This window comes from Paenibacillus sp. Z3-2, assembly GCF_054161325.1.
In genome coordinates, this window is sequence record NZ_CP096397.1 from 2,017,607 (window position 1) to 2,036,830 (window position 19,224).

The 19,224-nt window shown below is 46.1% G+C and carries 17 protein-coding genes and 1 tRNA gene; 14 read left to right on the top strand and 4 right to left on the bottom strand.

Going from position 1 to position 19,224, the window contains the following annotated elements; translation table 11 throughout:
- Nucleotides 1–30: 30 nt before the first annotated feature.
- The 5 genes from polA (at nt 31) to M1D71_RS09055 (ending at nt 5,712) form a co-directional block, all read left to right on the top strand.
- Nucleotides 31–2,685, top strand: a complete 2,655-nt coding sequence (polA, locus tag M1D71_RS09035) for a DNA polymerase I (RefSeq protein ID WP_458126163.1) — start codon at nt 31–33, stop codon at nt 2,683–2,685.
- 118 nt (nt 2,686–2,803) lie between these two features.
- Entirely contained in the window at nt 2,804–3,640 is an 837-nt protein-coding gene (gene mutM / locus M1D71_RS09040; protein WP_458126164.1) for a DNA-formamidopyrimidine glycosylase, read from the top strand.
- Between the two features lie 132 nt (nt 3,641–3,772).
- Nucleotides 3,773–4,546: a manganese efflux pump gene (locus M1D71_RS09045; protein WP_458126165.1), complete on the top strand. Its 774-nt coding sequence runs from the start codon at nt 3,773–3,775 to the stop codon at nt 4,544–4,546.
- A gap of 9 nt (nt 4,547–4,555) precedes the next feature.
- A complete protein-coding gene (gene coaE / locus M1D71_RS09050; RefSeq protein ID WP_458126166.1) occupies nt 4,556–5,152 on the top strand; it encodes a dephospho-CoA kinase in 597 nt (198 codons plus the stop codon).
- On the top strand, nt 5,149–5,712 hold the full coding sequence (locus M1D71_RS09055; RefSeq protein ID WP_458126167.1) for a lytic transglycosylase domain-containing protein: 564 nt from the start codon (nt 5,149–5,151) through the stop codon (nt 5,710–5,712). The genes coaE and M1D71_RS09055 overlap by 4 nt, the downstream gene beginning before the upstream one ends.
- An 80-nt stretch (nt 5,713–5,792) precedes the next feature.
- On the opposite strand, the gene M1D71_RS09060 is transcribed toward M1D71_RS09055, so the two are convergent.
- Nucleotides 5,793–6,014: a small, acid-soluble spore protein, alpha/beta type gene (locus M1D71_RS09060; protein ID WP_458126168.1), complete on the bottom strand. Its 222-nt coding sequence runs from the start codon at nt 6,012–6,014 to the stop codon at nt 5,793–5,795.
- Nucleotides 6,015–6,130: 116 nt separating this feature from the next.
- Here M1D71_RS09060 and nrdR point away from each other — a divergent pair, with 116 nt between their 5' ends.
- The 5 genes from nrdR to M1D71_RS09085 all read left to right on the top strand — a co-directional run bounded on the left by nrdR (nt 6,131) and on the right by M1D71_RS09085 (nt 12,558).
- The gene (gene nrdR, locus M1D71_RS09065) at nt 6,131–6,598 is read left to right on the top strand and encodes a transcriptional regulator NrdR (protein WP_062833564.1); all 468 of its coding nucleotides are present in this window, start codon (nt 6,131–6,133) and stop codon (nt 6,596–6,598) included.
- Between the two features lie 186 nt (nt 6,599–6,784).
- Nucleotides 6,785–6,857, top strand: a tRNA-Ala gene (locus M1D71_RS09070).
- Between the two features lie 465 nt (nt 6,858–7,322).
- The gene (locus M1D71_RS09075) at nt 7,323–8,672 is read left to right on the top strand and encodes an FAD-binding oxidoreductase (RefSeq protein ID WP_458126169.1); all 1,350 of its coding nucleotides are present in this window, start codon (nt 7,323–7,325) and stop codon (nt 8,670–8,672) included.
- A 185-nt stretch (nt 8,673–8,857) separates the two neighbouring features.
- Nucleotides 8,858–11,545 (top strand): LuxR C-terminal-related transcriptional regulator, encoded by a 2,688-nt coding sequence (locus M1D71_RS09080; RefSeq protein ID WP_458126170.1) that lies wholly within the window; start codon nt 8,858–8,860, stop codon nt 11,543–11,545.
- 92 nt (nt 11,546–11,637) lie between these two features.
- A complete protein-coding gene (locus M1D71_RS09085) occupies nt 11,638–12,558 on the top strand; it encodes an NAD(P)-dependent alcohol dehydrogenase (RefSeq protein WP_458126171.1) in 921 nt (306 codons plus the stop codon).
- A gap of 216 nt (nt 12,559–12,774) precedes the next feature.
- On the opposite strand, the gene M1D71_RS09090 is transcribed toward M1D71_RS09085, so the two are convergent.
- The 3 genes from M1D71_RS09090 to M1D71_RS09100 form a co-directional block, all read right to left on the bottom strand.
- Complete coding sequence (locus M1D71_RS09090) at nt 12,775–13,071, bottom strand: putative quinol monooxygenase (RefSeq protein WP_169478680.1); 297 nt, start codon at nt 13,069–13,071, stop codon at nt 12,775–12,777.
- A gap of 94 nt (nt 13,072–13,165) precedes the next feature.
- Complete coding sequence (locus tag M1D71_RS09095) at nt 13,166–13,816, bottom strand: nitroreductase family protein (protein WP_458126172.1); 651 nt, start codon at nt 13,814–13,816, stop codon at nt 13,166–13,168.
- Nucleotides 13,817–13,842: 26 nt separating this feature from the next.
- Nucleotides 13,843–14,262, bottom strand: a complete 420-nt coding sequence (locus M1D71_RS09100) for a MarR family winged helix-turn-helix transcriptional regulator (protein WP_458126173.1) — start codon at nt 14,260–14,262, stop codon at nt 13,843–13,845.
- 587 nt (nt 14,263–14,849) lie between these two features.
- Between M1D71_RS09100 and M1D71_RS09105 the strand changes: the two genes are divergently transcribed.
- From M1D71_RS09105 to M1D71_RS09120, 4 genes are all read left to right on the top strand, one after another.
- Complete coding sequence (locus tag M1D71_RS09105) at nt 14,850–16,451, top strand: AraC family transcriptional regulator (RefSeq protein WP_458126174.1); 1,602 nt, start codon at nt 14,850–14,852, stop codon at nt 16,449–16,451.
- Between the two features lie 108 nt (nt 16,452–16,559).
- The gene (locus M1D71_RS09110) at nt 16,560–17,540 is read left to right on the top strand and encodes an ABC transporter substrate-binding protein (protein ID WP_458126175.1); all 981 of its coding nucleotides are present in this window, start codon (nt 16,560–16,562) and stop codon (nt 17,538–17,540) included.
- Nucleotides 17,541–18,359 carry a hypothetical protein gene (locus M1D71_RS09115; RefSeq protein WP_458126176.1) on the top strand — a complete coding sequence of 273 codons (819 nt, stop codon included), beginning with the start codon at nt 17,541–17,543 and terminating at the stop codon, nt 18,357–18,359.
- A gap of 235 nt (nt 18,360–18,594) precedes the next feature.
- Nucleotides 18,595–19,116, top strand: coding sequence for a TetR/AcrR family transcriptional regulator (locus M1D71_RS09120; RefSeq protein WP_458126177.1), 522 nt, complete (start codon nt 18,595–18,597; stop codon nt 19,114–19,116).
- Nucleotides 19,117–19,224: the final 108 nt, after the last annotated feature.

Below are 19,224 nucleotides of genomic sequence, written 5' to 3' on the forward strand. Positions count from 1 at the left end.
TGTTGACCATATGATACGCGAGGTGCTGGAATGGACAAGTTTATTCTCATAGATGGAAATAGCATTATTTACAGGGCGTTCTTTGCGATGCCGCCTCTGACCAACTCAAAAGGTTTGCATACGAATGCGGTATATGGCTTCACCACAATGCTGCTGAGACTGCTTGAGGAGCATAAACCTACACATGTCATGGTCGCTTTTGATGCAGGCAAAATCACGTTCCGCCACGAAGGGTATCAGGAATACAAGGGCGGTCGGGAGAAAACACCACCAGAATTGTCAGAACAATTCCCATTGCTGAAGGAACTGCTCAAGGGGCTTGGCATTGCCCAGTTTGAGCTGGCTGGATTCGAAGCGGATGACATTATCGGAACGCTAACCAAACGCGCAGATGAAGCGGGCAGACAGGTGCTCGTTGTATCGGGTGACAAAGATATGCTGCAGCTCGCTTCTGAACATGTACATATCGGACTGACGCGTAAAGGGGTAACGGAGATTGAGTTGTATGACCCTGCTCAGATTAAGGAGCGCTATGGTCTGACGCCGCTTCAAATTATTGATCTAAAGGGTCTGATGGGCGATACATCCGATAATATTCCGGGCATTCCCGGAGTCGGAGAGAAAACAGCGTTGAAGCTTCTGCACCAGTTCGGGTCGGTAGAGGATGTGCTGAACGGCACAAGTGAACTGAAGGGCAAGATGAAAGAAAAGATTGAGACACACGCCGAAGATGCCCGGATGAGCAAACAACTGGCGACGATTCACCGGGAAGTTCCACTCGAGCAGACGTGGGAGGATATGCAATTCGCCGGATTAAAAGAAGAACATGCCGGCCCTGCACTAGCTAAGCTGGAGTTCAAATCTTTGCTCGAACGCCTGTCGTTTAGTGGCACTATCGGTTCTGAACAGGAAGCTGTACCTGCTGCCGAGGTGGAATCCTCCATTGCAACAGAGGACACGATTAGTGAGCTGTTCAGTTCCCTGGATTCCATTGATGTACTCCACGTGGAGACACATGGGGATAACCCGCACCAAGCGAAACTGATTGGACTAGCTGTAGGTTCCGCTGGAACATATACATTCATATCTCCAGAATTGCTTCATTCCGAGGCTGCGGCTCCAGTGCGGGAATGGCTTGGTAATTCAGACCAGCCGAAGCGCGGGTATGATCTTCATCGTGTAGATCTGGCCCTTCATGCGCATGGCATTGAATTCGCTGGTGCGTCATTCGATGTACAGCTGGCGGCGTATTTGCTTGATCCAACGGAATCCAACCAGACGATAAGTGGACTCACGACCAAGTACGGTCTGCCATCGCTCGTGGAGGATAACACGGTCATGGGCAAAGGCGCCAAGTATAAGGTGCCGGAAGTGGAGATCTTGGGCGATTTCCTGTGCCGCAAAGCTGCTGCAGTAGCAGCCATCATTCCACTTCAGGAGCAGGTGCTGGAAACCGATGAGATGAATTCGCTGTTCCATGAACTGGAGATGCCGTTGTCACGCATATTGGCAGACATGGAGAAACAAGGTATCAAGGCCAATACAGCCGATCTGCAGGCTTTGGGCAGTGAGTTCGAAGAACATATCAGCAGGTTGATGGCTGAGATCTACAAGCTGTCAGGAACGGAATTCAATCTGAATTCGCCGAAGCAACTGGGTGAGATTTTATTTGATAGACTGGGCTTGCCTGTCGTGAAAAAGACCAAAACGGGTTATTCCACAGATGCGGAAGTATTGGAGAAATTGGCCCCTTATAACGATGTGGTCAAGCATATTCTGCAATATCGTCAGCTTGCCAAGCTGCAATCCACTTATGTGGAAGGATTGCTCAAAGAGATTTCCGATCGGGATGGCAAGGTGCATACGTATTATCGCCAGACCATTGCTGCAACGGGACGACTTAGCAGTCAATTCCCGAACTTGCAGAACATTCCGATCCGGATGGAGGAAGGTCGCAAAATCCGGAAGGTATTTGTTCCTTCCGAGCCAGGATGGTCCATTTTGGCGGCAGACTATTCCCAGATTGAACTGCGTGTACTGGCACACATCTCGGACGATGAGCGCTTGAAGGAAGCATTTGTCAACGATATGGATATTCATACGAAGACCGCTTCGGATGTATTTGGCGTGAAGCCTGAAGATGTGGATGGGGATATGCGCCGTTCCGCCAAGGCAGTTAACTTTGGTATCGTTTATGGAATAAGTGATTATGGCTTATCACAGAACCTGCATATCACACGTAAAGAGGCTGCGCAGTTTATTGATCAGTATTTTGAAGTCTTCCAGGGTGTGCGCCGATATATGGATGACATTGTGAAGGAAGCTCGCCAGGATGGTTACGTCAAAACGTTGTTGGAGCGACGTCGCTACCTGCCAGAGATTAATGCCAGCAACTTCAATCTGCGTTCCTTCGCAGAACGTACGGCGATGAATACACCTATTCAGGGAACAGCCGCGGATATCATCAAGCTTGCCATGGTACAGATGGATGAAGCGCTACGGGAACGCAAGTTGAAGAGTCGCATGTTGCTTCAGGTGCACGATGAACTTGTATTCGAAGTACCTGCCGATGAATTGGAACTGATGAAAGAATTAGTGCCTTCTGTCATGGAAAAAGCATTGGAACTGTCAGTTCCGCTGAAAGCCGAAGTCAGCTTTGGGGATAACTGGTACGAAGCGAAATAAATTAAGCTCTGCGCGGTGTTTCCGGTATTTTACAATAGACCTTCGGTGTTAGCGATATAAGAAAAGGGGTCCCGCTGAGCGCCATCTTCCGTTATAATATAGGGGAGGTGAGAACATCATGCCGGAATTACCGGAAGTTGAAACAGTCAGAAGAACATTGAATCAGCTTATTGTAGGCAAGACCATTGATCATGTTACCGTTAGCTTGCCGCGGATTATTCAGCGGCCGGACGACATAGATGCATTTGCACTGGAACTCGCGGGACATACCGTAATTGGGGTGGAGCGTCGAGGCAAGTTTTTGCGTATTTTGCTGGACGGGCTGGTGCTTGTCTCCCATCTGCGGATGGAAGGAAGGTACGGTGTGTACGAGCAGCATGAAGATGTGGAGAAGCATACACATGTGATCTTCCACTTTAATGATGGTACGGAATTACGTTATAAGGATGTGCGCCAGTTCGGTACAATGCACCTGTTCAATGCAGGTGAGGAACTGGTATCCAAACCTTTGCTGAAGCTGGGACTGGAGCCGCTTGATCCGGCCTTTACGTTAGCTGCGTTCCGAGAAGCGGTGGGCAAACGAACAACCAAAATCAAGGCTGTATTGTTAAATCAGGCATATGTGGTTGGCATCGGGAATATTTATGTGGACGAGGCTCTATTTCGCGCAGGCATCCATCCCGAGACGATCGCCAAGACACTGACCGCAGCTCAGTTAACGGTGCTCCATGAAGCGATTGTGGCTACATTGCAAGATGCAGTGAATGCAGGCGGATCTTCCATCAAATCCTACGTAAACGGACAAGGTGAGATGGGGATGTTCCAGCATCAATTGAAAATCTATGGACGCAAATCGGAACCTTGTGCAACATGTGGTACGTTAATCGAAAAAACGGTGGTTGGTGGCCGTGGTACGCATTTTTGTCCGAACTGTCAGCCGCTGAACATGAACTGAACGAACGAAATGATGAAATCATAGCACCCTTGGATTCCTCCCTCCATATACTGATATGGCAGAAATAAGCGGGCGTATACCCATACTGGCATCTTCAGTTGGCACGAGTACCGCACAGAGGAGGAGTCCGGGGTGCTGCATCATTTTATTTCATTGCTGGCGCTTGCTTTGGCGCTTAGTTTAGATGGTTTTGGAGTCGGGATTACATATGGGTTACGGAGGACTAAGATTCCCCTGTTATCTATTGCTGTTATTTCGATCTGTTCGGGATTGGTTATTGCTTTGTCGATGCAAGTAGGAGTGCTGTTGTCCCATGTGGTGTCACCGGATATCGCTTCGATTGTGGGAGCCGTTATATTGATAGGTATTGGTGCATGGTCACTGTTGCAACTTATTCGAAAGCAAGGCAAGGAACAGCTGGAAACAGACACTAGATCGGGTGAGGGAACAGCAACAACGGCAATTGGTGTTGGAGAAGCACAAAAGACGCTGACGGATTCAAAAGGCAGGAATCAGGTGCTTGCGCTGGATCTGGAGCAGTCGGCTTCAGGTGGATCGCTGGAACGTATGGTTTTTACATTGGAGCTTCGTAAGCTGGGGGTCGTCATTCAGATCCTTCGGAGTCCTTCCAAGGCGGATATGGATAACTCGGGGAGTATATCTGCCCAGGAAGCGATGTGGCTTGGTATTGCCCTGTCTCTGGATGCGTTTGGGGCAGGATTGGGAGCAGCACTTCTGGGATTCCCTACACTGTGGACGGCACTCATTATTGCGCTGTTTAGTGGAGCGTTTCTGTTACTTGGGATGAAAGTTGGACTGCGATTCTCAGCTCTGCGCTGGATGCGAAGACTGTCTATACTGCCAGCACTATTGTTAATGATTATGGGAATAATGAAGCTGTTATGAGGTGAAACGATGAATATAGGCTTAACCGGCGGGATCGCGACAGGCAAAAGCAGTGTTTCCGCCTATCTCGCCAGTAAGGGAGCGTTGCTCATCGATGCAGACGTTATTGCCCGGGAAGTTATGATGCCCGGGCATCCCGTGTTGGCCGCCGCTGTTAAGCGGTTCGGACAAGCCATACTGAACGAAGATGGAACACTGGATCGGAAAAAGCTTGGAAGCATTGTTTTTCAACAACCAGAGGAACGAAAGGCATTGGAGGCCATCACACACCCGGCAATTCGTAGAGAGATGCGTGAACGGGCTGCCGCATACGCGGTGCAATATCCGGATAAACTTGTGGTATCTGATATTCCTTTGTTGTACGAATCGGGTCTGGAAGATGGTTTCGAGGAAGTCATGGTTGTATATGTTCCAAGACTCGTGCAACGAGATCGCTTGATGAGTCGGGATGGAATGACTGCGGAACAGGCTGAGGCTCGAATGGATGTACAGATGGATATTGAGCGCAAAAAGCAACTTGCAGACGTTGTTATTGATAACAGCGGCTTATGGTCAGAGACGGAGCAGCAAATTGACTCATATCTACAGCCTAAGGGCTTGCTATGAAAATATTGAGGAAGAAACGTGTACTGCTGTTGATGTTTGTGTCCTTTGTATTGGTGCTATTTCTGAATACAAACTGGATGGCATGGTTCTATCCGATTCATTATAAGGAAGAGATTCGTGCCCAATCCCAGAGCTATGAGGTTGATCCGTTTCTGATTGCTTCGATAATCAAGGTGGAGACCAATTTCAAGACAAGCAAGGAATCCAAACGAGGAGCCATTGGACTCATGCAACTGATGCCGGACACAGCCAACTGGATACTGGAAAAAGCCAAAATTCCCGACACTTCGCTGGAGGAATTGAAGCACGAGCCTGAACGAAATATTCAGTTAGGCACATGGTATCTGCGGAATCTGTCTGATCAATTCGATGGCAACGAAGCGGTGATGATCGCCGCCTATAACGCGGGTCCAGGCAAAGTGAACAGTTGGCTTAGAGATGGTGTATGGGATGGCTCATTCGATACGGTGAAAGATATTCCTTTTGGTGAGACGCGTCACTATGTACAAAGGGTCATTTACTATTATAATCAGTATGTAAAGATCTATAATACGTTCTGAGTATATAAGTAAAAGCACAGAGCAGGCCGGTTGTTCACCGGCCGCTCCATGCTCCTCTGTAGCGTATTACGATGCAGATATTATTGGTATTGACCTGCCAATTGCTGTTCTGCAATTGTTACCAGACGCTTCGTGATGAATCCACCGATCGAACCGTTCTCGTAAGAAGTCATATTACCTTGGTATCCGTCTTGTGGGATGCTGATTCCGAGTTCTTGAGCAACTTCAAATTTCATTTGCTCGAGTGCTGCGGAAGCTCTAGTTACTACCAGGTTGTTGGAGTTACCATTGCTTTGTGCCATTGCTGTTCACCTCCTCGCGGGTTGGTAAAAGTATTATGTGTCGGCAATGCATTTTTCATTACGAAATCAGTACAGGGAATATGTGGTAAAAAGTAAAACATGGGAAGTGATCTGATTTGAAATGTCCTTATTGTGCTTTTCTGGGCACCAAAGTCCTTGATTCAAGGCCGGCCAATGAATCAAAATCGATTCGTCGCCGTCGTGAATGTGAGCAATGCGCCAGAAGATTTACAACGTTTGAGATGATTGAGGAAACACCATTGATCGTCATTAAGAAAGATGGCAGCCGGGAAGAGTTCAGCCGGGACAAGATTCTCCGCGGGCTTATTCGTGCCTGTGAGAAACGTCCGGTCTCTGTTGAGACGCTGGAGATGATGGTATCTGAGGTAGAGAAGTCTCTGCGTAATACAGCCGATGCTGAGGTCGAGAGTCGCCAGATTGGTGAGCTATTGATGGAGCAGCTGTTTCCAGTTGATGAAGTAGCATATGTGCGCTTCGCTTCCGTGTATCGCCAGTTCAAAGATATCAATATGTTCATGAAAGAACTGAAATCCCTGTTGTCCAAAGACAATTTGGAGGATTAGTGAAGTGGGTAAAGGGAGAAGAGCAGTCTGGGGTTCCAGTCCGTAGTGTGCCAGTGAAATCGGTTGTTCTTCTCCAATCACTTTGGATCATGAAAAAGTGATTGACAGCGAAAGCTGGATTTTATATGATATAGGAGTCGCCTGTGGAACGCAGCAGTGCTGGACAAGTTATCCATTTCATATCCTGGGGCCTTAGCTCAGCTGGGAGAGCGCATCGCTGGCAGCGATGAGGTCAGGGGTTCGATCCCCCTAGGCTCCATACTCAAAAACACCATCACGTTATGTGATGGTGTTATTTTTATATTTTGGTAACTACGAGCCTATGATTGATCCTGTGTAAACGCTTTATTTTATCGCGGACAAAACTAACATATAGGTGATATATTGGTCTGGTATGGTGAAAAAGAACAAGAGCCACGCAAGCTTATTAAAATGGATGCCTCCAATGATTAAAATGGCTACCAATCCTATAATTTGATCTAATGCCCGTGAAGTTTAATTCTTCATCCCACCTCAAAAAGAATTTTTCTTAAGTCTGTATGACCTGAGGCGATTCTTTTTTTGCGTTCTGAAGGATATTAGTAATTTGTGAATACTATTTCATAACAACTTGCTACAAAAAATCATTGAATTCGCCCATTCCTTCCGCGAATGTCCTTCATACAGTATAAAGTGCCTTGTGTTGAAATACTGTAGAACATTTGTTCAATAGGGAGTGGGACGTGTGAAATCATCAACAAAGCTTACCGGACGGGTTATTTATAAAGGAGATCCGGGATATGAAGCGGCGCGCAAGAACTGGGACCCGCATACCGATAAATATCCTAAAGTCTTTGTATTTGCCCAAAAGACGAAAGACGTCTCTAATGCCATCAAATGGGCTCGTGAAAACAATGTACCGATCAGGCCGCGGAGTGGAAGACATGCGCTTGAAGTCAATCTTTCACAAGTGAATGGCGGAATTGTCATTGATGTAAGTGATCTGAATTCCATCAAGCTTGATAAAAAAAATGGAACCGTTGTTGTGGGGACGGGTAACCGAGTAGGGAGAATTGCAAATACCCTCGCCAAGCAAGGATTCATAGCTCCTTTTGGTGACAGCCCCTCTGTAGGAATCGGTGGAATAACGTTAGGTGGGGGAATTGGGCCTCTCCAGCGTACCATCGGTCTCATCAGTGATAACCTGCTTGAGGTGGAGATGGTGGATGCGAACGGAAAAGTGATTCGGGCCAATAAAAATCGCAATGCGGATCTCTTTTGGGCCTCGCGGGGAGGCGGCGGTGGTAATTTCGGAGTATATACCCACTACAAATTCAAAGTGCGTTGTGCTCCAGCGAAGGCGACTGTATATAAGATTACCTGGCCATGGTCTCAATTCGAAAAGGTGCTCAAAGTATGGCAGAAGTGGGCTCCCTCTGTGAATACAAGATTGGGTAGCGAATTGTCCATCGGACCGAAAAAGGGCGGCAATGTCGTCATGGAGGGACTGTTCTTAGGTTCAAAAACAGAGGCTCTCCATCTATTGCAGCCGATTACGAGTGTTGGCACACCGACGAGCTCCATTGTTCGCTTGTTACCTTACACAGAAGTCGTGAAGTTCTTATTACTTCCTGATCCGATCGAGACTCAACGGTATAGTAATCAGTTCTCGTCCGGTTTTGGACGACAGCCATTCCCCGACAAAGCCATTAAATCGATGCGAGCATTCTTGGAGAACTTGGAAGAGGGACCAGGCGGGTTCTATTTCCTCAACTGGGGCGGAGCGGTAAGTCGCAAATCACCTAGATCAACCGCGTTCTTCTGGCGTAAAGAGAAGTTCTATGTGGAATGGAACAGTACGTGGGTCAAACCATCCCATGCCGCTAAAAATATCGCACTTACTCGGAACACGCGTAAAAAATTGCAACCATACATTGTGGGTTCCTATATTAACGTTCCGGATCAAGGGATCAAAAATTCCGGTTTAGTGTACTATGGAGCCAACTATGCCAGACTGCGCAGAGTCAAAGCCAAGTATGATCCGAAAAATGTGTTTAACAATCCGCAAAGCATCACGCCGGCTCGGAGAGCGTAAAGGTAAAGCCATTCATTTTTACTAGCAGCTGTGCTAATCAGAAGTTAAATTCATCTCTGAACTACTAATAATAAAGACATGTCTTTTATGGCGTGTCTTTTTGATTTTTATGGTAGTATAGATGCCAAAACCAGATATGAAACAATACAGTTGCTGTTCGTGACCCTTGAATGGAGGTTTGGCTCATGTATGCACCGATCTTATCTACGAAATTAACCATTCCAGTTCAGCGCTCCCATGTAGTCGATCGTCCCCGCCTGTATTTCCGTTTGAACGAGGGGATGCGCGCTAAACTCATACTGGTCTCTGCTCCTGCAGGATCAGGCAAAACACTACTAGTCAATCAATGGGCCAGGACTTCTTCAATAGATACAGCTTGGCTCTCGCTGGAAGAAGCGGATAACGATCCTTCACGTTTTTTGACATATCTATGTGCTTCTTTACAGACGATTGTCCCCAAACTTGCTGAAGGGATCATGGGATTTGTTCAATCTTCCGAGCCGTCACCCATCGAGATTATTATTACACACCTTCTTAATGAAGTTTCTGACACAACTGATCATTTTGTACTTGTTCTGGATGATTATCATCTAATGACTTCAGAAGTGATTCATCAAGCACTTGTCTACTTACTGAAGCACATGCCCCCGCATATGCATATCGTCATGACTACGCGTCAGCAACCCAAGTTACCCTTGGCTCGATTGCGGGCTAAGGGGGAATTGATTGAATTACGTGGTAGTGATTTGCGTTTTACTGCTGCCGAAAGCAGTGAGTTTTTGGATCGGGTCATGAGATTGAAACTTTCAAAAGAACACATCACTCTCCTTGAAGAACGAACAGAAGGCTGGGTTGCTGGGCTGCAGTTAGCCGCCTTATCGATGCAGGGTTCTTCTGACCCGAATCACTTTATGGAAACGTTCAGTGGCAGGGATCATTTTGTATTGGACTATCTAATGGAAGAAATATTACAAGGACAAACCGAACAGGTACAGAACTTTCTGTTGAAAACGTGCATGTTGGATCGATTATGCGGTTCATTGTGTGATGCGGTCTTTGATATAGGTGAACCAAAGGGACATCCATCCATTGATTTTACCGGACAGGATATGTTGGAATGGCTGGAGCAAGCCAATCTTTTCATCGTGCCCCTGGACAATGAGAGACGATGGTATCGTTATCATCATCTGTTTGCAGATTTATTGCGTAAAAGAATACAACAGACTTCGAATTACGCTGGCACAGCTGAGACCGATCTGTCTGTTACTGAGATACATAAGCGAGCGAGCATCTGGTATGAGAAGCATCAAATGGAGCTGGAGGCTTTCAATCATGCTGTAGCTGCGGCAGATACTCATCGGGCATCGGATCTGTTGGAAGGTAACGGTATGCCACTTCTTTTTCGCGGAGGTGTTGTTCCTGCGCTTCAATGGTTGAGTTCTCTATCCTCAGCAGAAATGGATACAATACCCTCCCTATGGGTGATGTATGCTGCTGCGTTGTTAGTGTCAGGACATATGGCAGACGTGGAACCCAAGTTGCAGTCTGCTGAACAAGCGTTACAAAATATGGAACCAGAGCAGATCGATTCTGATCTCATCGGACATATCGCTTCCATTCGAGCCACGCTGGCTGTCAGCCGGCACGATGCCGATACGATTATTGCGGAGTCACTTCGCGCACTGCATTATTTGCATCCACATAATCTGCCTATTCGTGCAGCAACAGCATGGACATTAGGATATGCATACCAGCTTCAGGGAAAACGAGTGGAAGCCGAATTGTCCTATCTGGAATCATTAGCGAACAGTACCAAGATCGGACATCATATCATCACGATGATGGCGACACTAGGCTTGGGGAATGTTCAGGAAACCAACAATCAGCTACACCTGGCATCTGAATCCTATCAGAAGGTACTGCATATGGCAGGTAAGCCACCACTACCCATTGCATGTGAAGCACATTTGGGTCTGGCGCGAGTCCATTATGAATGGAATACCCTGGATGTGGCAATGTTGCATGGTCAACAGAGTGTGCAGTTGGCACAGCAATTTGTACAATCGGATAGAGTTGTTGCAAGTGAGTTATGGCTCGCCCGTGTGACTCTTGCGAAGGGGGATCTTCATAAAGCAGCCAAAATGTTAAGTAGAATCAACGATACGGCGCAACGGTTGAATTTTACAAAGGAGATCCCTGGTATTACTGCTGCATATGTACTGGCGCTCCTTCGTCAGGACAATCTGAAAGAAGCAACGCGATTATCATGGGACAGAAATCATGCGCTTAGTCAGTCCAGGGTATTGTTGAGACAGAGCGCTACTAAAGAGGCATTTGGTATTATGGAATCCTGTCTTCGCTTGGCCATAACCAAAGGCTTCAAGGATGAACAGCTCAAGGCAACAATCCTACTGGCGGTTATCCATGAGGAACATGGAAATAGAACAAAAGCTACCGAGCTCTTGATTGAGGCAATGACGATGGCAGAGCCAGCAGGCTTCATTCGTGTATTTGTAGACGAAGGTGTTGTCGTGCACAGTCTTTTGAAAAGGATGACAGCACGTGGTGACTCACGTTTATATCTGCTTCAATTACTGGCTGCATTTGAAGCTGAGGACAATAGAATAGTAATGTTCTCGGGAGAGGCTGATGTACATCCGTGTGTTTCCGAACTGCGGATTGATCCGTTAAGCGTGAGAGAGCTCGAAGTATTACATCTCATTGCACAGGGGAGATCCAATCGGGAGATTAGTGAGATACTTCATATCGCGCTTCCTACCGTGAAAGGACATAACCGGATTATTTTTGATAAATTGCAGGTGAACCGGCGAACCGAAGCAGTGGCAAAAGCACGTGAATGGAACCTCCTGTAAGTGATGTATCCTCGAAACGATACTTTAGTATCTAGGGTCCGAACCCACTTTCCCGATATACTGATGGCAAACATGAACATGTGGGGGAAGATATGAGAGCTATCATATGTACAAAGTATGGATCACCAGATGTGTTGCAGCTTAAAGACGTAGCGAAGCCATCACCCAGGGATCATGAGATTCAAATCAAGATCTATGCGACGACCGTTACATCCGGTGACTGTAGAGTTCGCAGTTTCAATAGCCCATTCCTGTACTGGATACCCATGCGTCTATTTCTGGGAATCCGCAAACCCCGAAATTCGATTCTGGGTGTAGAGTTGGCAGGAGAAGTTACAGCGATGGGTAAGGAAGTGAAGCGATTTAAATTAGGTGATCAGGTATATGCCCTGAATGGAATGCGTTTCGGTGCTCATGCTCAATATATATGTTTATCCGAAGCGGCTCCAGTCGCTCTGAAACCGGTCAATGCAACGTATGAGGAAGCAGCAGCTATTCCGTTCGGTGGAACCACGGCCTTGCATTTCCTGCGTAAAGGGAAAATTAAACGTGGATATAAAGTGCTTGTCTATGGAGCTTCGGGAGCAGTAGGAACTGCTGCTGTGCAGCTTGCCAAATATTTTGGAGCAGAAGTAACGGGGGTATGCAGTACAACGAATGTGGAGTTCGCGAAGTCACTTGGGGCCGAGCATGTTATAGATTATATGAAAGAAGACTTTACAGAAACAAGTCAGCGGTATGATCTGATATTGGATGCAGTCGGCAAAGTCTCCAAAGGTCAATGTCAGCACCTATTGGCACCTAACGGCACGTATGTCACTGTTGATGGGCAAGGCATCGCAAAGGTCACTGCAGAGGATCTGATACTTCTTAAAGAATTGATAGAGGCTGGTGAGATCCAAGCAGTGATTGACAGACGTTATCCCTTGGAGCAAATTCCGGAAGCTTATCGTTATGTGGAAACGGGGCGAAAAAGGGGTAATGTTGTTATTGCGGTCAAACATGAGAACTAATTGGCAGTGCGGCCTCATTGAGTTGAAACGGGGCCTAACGAATCTGATAGACAGGTACACGCCATGATCGATGCTGAACAATTAGCCAACCTATAGCAAGCAGTCATTTTGAGATACATGAGGTTAACCGATTGGTGAAAGGGAATGAAGAAGCCGCTCTCGGTCATGGGACCAAGAGCGGCTTCTTCACATGCCAGTTCGCATGTCAGCCAGCTATTAAGCTTTAACTTGTTCTCCAGCAAATACTTCAACGTTCATTGGAGCGGCCATGAATGCTGCTGCTTGTTGAACAAAAGCTTGGAAATGTGCGCTTGTGTTGTGGGAAGCTGTAGCAGCTTCATCTTTCCACAGCTCGATCATTGTGTATTGTTGTTCGCGTTCTGTGCTTTTTGCCAGGTCATAGCTAATGTTACCTTCTTCTTGACGTGTTGCAGCGATCAGTTCTTTGGTTGCAGCGAGGAATGCTTGCTCTTGGTCCGGTTTAACTTGCAGATGAGCGTGAATGATAATCATAATATTTAACCTCCAGATTTGTGTTTGGGATGTGTTAGAAATATATACTAATGTACCAATATAATCGTGACTTACAGGGAAACAGTCCCTGATATTATGCCCAAGTAGTGATGGTTTCTACAGGCAGACGGTAAGAAGGGTGACCTTCTTTGGCCGATTTACCGATCGAGATCAACATAACCGCTTGATAACGCTCTTTGTCCATGCCAAATGCTTCGGCAATTTGATCTTTTTCGTAACCACCGATTGGGTTAGTATCATAACCGTGCGCACGTGCTACAAGCATTAATTGCATGGAAGCAAGTCCAGCGTCGATCATATTAACTTCGCGAATAGCGGAAGCAGGCATATTTTCATAATAAGGCAATACTTTTGATAGTTGCATATCTTTGACTTCTTGTGGCATATAACCGAGTTCTACAGCTTTACCAAAAATTTCTTCCATATGTTCAGCGTTGTTCATGTCAATGAATACGCCAATGACGGCGGAGGAAGTCAAAACCTGATTTTGATTGAATCTTGCAAGAGGAGCAAGTTTTTCTTTGCCTTCTGCCGTATCTACAACCAGAAAACGCCAAGGCTGCAAATTGATCGAAGATGGTGCACGGGAAGCCTCTGCCAGAATTTCAGTCATTTCTTCACGGCTGATTTTCACTTTAGGGTCGTAAAGCTTAACAGAACGGCGACCGTAAGTAATTTCGTTAAAATCATTGGTCTTTTGGAATTTGCTTTGAATTGTACTCATGTATGGATCTCTCCTCTATATATGGGTTAGAAATTGTTCTGCATACGTTCCAGGTATTCAGCGAGCGCTTGAACCTCGTCTACACTGAAATCCTGCAAAATCTGATTGATAAAATTGGTCTTCTCAGCTTTGTAGCCTTCAATCTGCTTCCGACCGTGGTCCGTCAGACGAACAAAAGTGACCCGATTATCTTCGGGGTTCTTACGTCTTGTAACCATTAGGTCCACCTCAAGTTGCTTCAGGTGACGTGTAATGGCAGCACTATCTATGTTGATCATTTTCTGAAGCATAGACTGGTTAATCTCATCGACCTGATCGAGCTCATGCAGAATCTCAAATCGTGAAGAACTGATGCCAGTACAGCGTTCGAACTTTGGACTGATTTTGTTGCCCAACACGTTCAGCAGGTTGATGATCTGTTCTTCTTTGGAAACAATACGTGTCATGACTAGACCTCCCGGGTGAATCTGAATCATGAACAACGGCGTATGTTAACCAATAATTAAAATTGCAGTATACAATGCCATTGCCTAATGATTATTTGGATGCTCTCGATCATTGATGTATCAATATTTGATGCCTCAATCATTGATGGCTCAATTAATATATCATGCCTTTTATGATTTTGCAACGGTTAGAAAAGGTGCTGATGCTGGCGCTATTATCCCGCTACGTATACATTGCAGTCCGTATAGGGTGTCCAAATGGATAAGTTAATATTGATTATTTATGTTATTGAGAATTATTATCAACCTAATTTATAATGATATGAAATGTACATAATGAGCGAAAATAACAGGCAGTTCATAACAGCAACCAAGAAGGTATGTCGATGTAGTATGGCGGGAGGGAAAGTACAGCGGATATGAATTTGAATGATCACATCAGGTTGTGGAATCATGTTTTTGTCAAAGTTACATGGATTCACTGGAGTTGCAGTTGGATAGTATAAAGAATTTACTATTGTGAGCTAAAAAATAGAGTGTAATCAGTTCATCAGAGAATCTGATCAGAGCAGGGAGGGGACGTCAGCATGGAGGAAAATGATTGGATCAAACGACTGGAACAACTACATTTCTCTGCAGTCCACGTCTGCCATTACTCCAGCAATCCGGGGGCTGTTCAGCGAAGGGTCTGGAAGCGGTTCGCCATTTGCAGGGTTATCGCAGGCAAGGGATCTTTGTCTATGAATGACGTAGTACATACCGTGTCTCAAGACGATTGGTTTTTGTTGAAGCCAGGAATGCAAGTGGAATTTCAGACGGATATGGAAGCACCTGTCCGATATCAGATCATTTTATTTTCATGTGTGGCGCTTACCCGGAGTCGCAATGCTTGGCATACCGAGCCGTTTGATGTTCCTGTGACGGGCAAGCTTAATGCTCCTTCCAAAACACGTGATATTCAGGAGATGATGGATACCCTGGTGAGTGGAAAGCATTCTTTCACGAGTCTGGAAAAGACGCGCAGGAAACATCTTTTACATCAGTTGTTAATTCAGTTAATGATGCACGTGAAAGAAGCAACTCCCCCTGTAGCAGGGATGGATCTGGCACTTGAATATATGACGCATCAGTATATGGAAGACATTCGAATGGATCAGATGGCCCGCATGGCAGGGCTTAGTGTGAATCATTTTATAAGAACATTCAAACGGCAATTAAATATGACCCCGATTGAATATATCCTGAAACTACGAATGGCGAAGGCCAAGCAGCTGTTATTTTCTTCAGATAAAATCAAGGAAATTGCGGAGCGAGTGGGTTATAGGGACGAGCACTATTTCAGCAGAGTCTTCAAGAAAAACGAAGGAATCGCCCCAACGTTGTATATGAAAAATAAAGTAAATCGCATTGCCACCTTGTATTACGGGTTGGACGATTATGTGATAACGCTCGGTTTGAGACCTGTGTCCGCATTATCCTATGGTCAGAGGGTGGCTCGTCATGTTGCCATACCTGTACTTCAAGCGCACAGTCATCAGGGACTTATCCTGGATAGCTTCAATCAGAATTATGATGGTTTGAGGCGAGTCCAACCGGACCTGATCATTACAAGTGATCGTTTGGAGCCGAATGACTCCCTGCATCGTATCGCGCCTACCGCCATGCTGGAGCATACCAACCAATTTGGCGAGAGGCTTCTGTATATGGCGGACATTATGGGGCGTACCGAACAGGCTGTACAGTGGATTGAACAGCATGCTGAACTGAGCCGGGTTCTTCGAGGGCGCATTCAATCGAGGTGGGGGAAGCAGAGTGCCATGTTCATCCGGGTGACTTCTCATTTCTACCGTATGTATGGATTGAATAACCAGACAGGGGCCCTGCTGTATGATGATCTTGGATTTCATTTGCCACGTGATTTTCCGGAACAACAGTGGGCTGTGGAGGGTGAAGTTCGTGATTTGCAGTTATACGACGCGGATCATGTGTTTGTAATGGTCGATCCAACGGAAGAGGCACGCGCTCAACTAAGGCAATTGCAGCAATCCAGTGAATGGTTGGCATTAAAGGCTGTTCAAGAAGGCCACGTATATGATGCAGGAGATATTTTCTTCAAAACGCTGGGTCCAACTGGACGCATGTGGGCCATGCGATATGTGGCAGAGCAACTTGGGGTTACCTTACGGTGATATTGTGCAAGAGAAGAGAGTGGAAAAATCCATGGTAAGCCTGTTTGCTTTTCCCTACTATAGTGATAATGATTATTATTATTAAATAGTAGAGGGGATTTACTACAAATGGTAAGACAGAGAGCAGCAACTATGTTACTGTTGGCCCTGCTTGTGCTCGTTTTGGCGGCATGTGGCAAGGCCTCAGATGTAACGGAAGCAATGCCTCCGCAACAGGATACACCTGTGGAAGAGAGTGGTACGCAAACGATTGAGCATCTTAAAGGAACAGCGGTTGTACCGCAAAAGATAGAGCGTATGGTGGTATTATCTGCTGCTTACATCGATCACATGTTGACGATTGGTGAGAAACCAGCAGGCGTTAATGTAGAAGTTCGTTACGGAGGAGATTATCTGTCTTACCTTGCAGATCAGCTTGCCGGTGTTCCAACGGTAGGGTCGGCAGATAGTCCTAACCTGGAGGCTATCCTTCAGATTGATCCGGATGTCATCGTTATTGAGAGTCGAACTGCCGAGAGTACGTATGATCAGTTGGAGAAAATCGCTCCTACGATTGTACTTGGTACCGAATGGCTGGATTATGCTGATGATACAACGTATTGGACACAGGATCTGTTGAACATTGCCGGGATGTACAACAAAGTGGATCTGGCGAAAGAAAAGATAGCCGAGGTAGAGCAGCAGGCGAAGCAACTAAAAGCGAAGATCGAACAACTGGATCAAAAAAAGCTGGCTTATTTGCGTGTAAGAGAGAAGACCTTGCAAATTTACGCGGCAAAAGGACATCCAACCAACACACTTTTGTATCATGATCTTGGATTTGTGCCAACGGCTGTGACACCTGCCGAACAACGCGAGGACCTGTCCATGGAGAAAATTGCAGATGTGGATGCTGATTTCGTAGTTCTGGAGATTGACCCGAATGCCGATGAGTATTTAAACAGCATCAACGCAAGCTCACTCTGGAAGGGAGTACCGGCTGTTGGGGCAGATCAGGTCTATACGACAGACTCGTTTTGGTTGTTTAAGGGCTGGGGAGCGATTGGGCGAAGCGAGATTATCAACGAAGTTGAAGACATGATTCAATAGATGGCAGGATATCCAGAGCATGACTATTCAGAGATGTCGGAAGCATTACAGCATTTTTTTGTGACGACGATCCGAGCGAATTGCGATGATTCCAAGTATACTTTCCATGTGAAGGATCTGCTGAATGAAGAGAAACGAAACTCGATATTGCGTGAACAGGCTATGCAGCAAGGGCTTCAACTGGGCGGCAAAGGAAGTGCGGCCGTCGGTACACTTTTTGCCAAGCGTTACTCCGTATTCGTTATGTCCGTGATCTCAGCATTCAGTCTATACGATACTATACTTAGCGTTGCATACGATGATGTGAGGTTTGAGTTGAATGGAGCAGGTGGCATGCGATATGAGACTCGGCTGGAGAGAACCTCTCTGGAGGGTGAAGATCCTGTTCAGCGCAGGTCAGAGAGCGGCTTGCTCAAGAAGAGAGTGCTGTTACATCTGGAACCTGTCCTGCGAGCGGTAGCCGTAGCTACAGGAGCGAGCGATAAGGTCATGTGGTCTCTGGTTGCGCATAATGTGCAACAATTGTATGCACGTATGATCAATGATCAGAGCATATGGAAGACAGATGAACGGCTTGCAAAGATTCAAGCAGATCAAACCTTATGGCTGGATCGGCAAAACGATAATGCATGTGCATGTACATTTGCGAATGAGCTACAGCGCTTCGAACATTCCGCGTGGCAGGGACCGCCGTTCTTGATACGCCGATATTGTTGTTTGGCTTATCAGGTTGGGAGCAGCAGTCACGCACATGCATATTGTAACAGTTGTCCGAAGCTGGATTCGGAATCCCGAATGCGCAAACTTCTCCAGCAGTGAACTGACACTTTTGTACTACATGGTACGAATCTGTTTCAGGCAATCCATGTTTTCTTCGGTTTCCAGTGGATAGAAACCTGTGATCGACAAGTTACACAACCTGCAGCGGCTTGAGCCAGCGTCTGCGGGTTTGTTGGCTTTGGACGGGTCCTGATACCTTTGCATTGAGAGATAGTATTCGTTATACTTCAAGCTATTGATCAATTAATCACTAACTATTGGAGGACGGATTATCATGGCTAAGGATACAGCAGCGTCGGTTAACCGGCGAAATGATATTATCTCTGCAGCGATTGAGGTCTTCGCGGAAATTGGCTATTATCGTGCAACGACAGCCCAAGTGGCTGAGAAGGCACAGATCTCACAACCGTATATATTTCGTTTTTTCAAAACCAAAGAAGCGCTATTATTAACTGCACTTGAGGTCTCGTGGACTCGGGTGATTGAATCGTTTCGAAGTGTAGTGGAGAAGGCGACACCAGATCAGTTGGAGAATGATCTCATTGAAGCCTACGATAAGATTCTGGAATCTCACAAGAATGAAATCTTGCTTCAGATGCAGGCGCAAACGATCCGGGAAGAAGTTATTCGTCAGGCCATGCAAAAAGGCCTTAGTGATGTAAGAACCATGGTACTGGAAGCTTTCACAGTTGCAGGAATTGCTGAACCACTGAAAAGAACAATGATATTCCTGGCGATCGGGATGTTGTGTAATATCTCTACTGCACTGGATATGCCGGAGCTGAAGGAGCGATAGAGAGGGAGGAAAATTCCCTTTTGAATTTTAGTTATTGATCAATCACTAAATATGGTTTATATTGTTTTCAGATAAGTAATTGATCAATAACTAAATGGATGGAAGAGG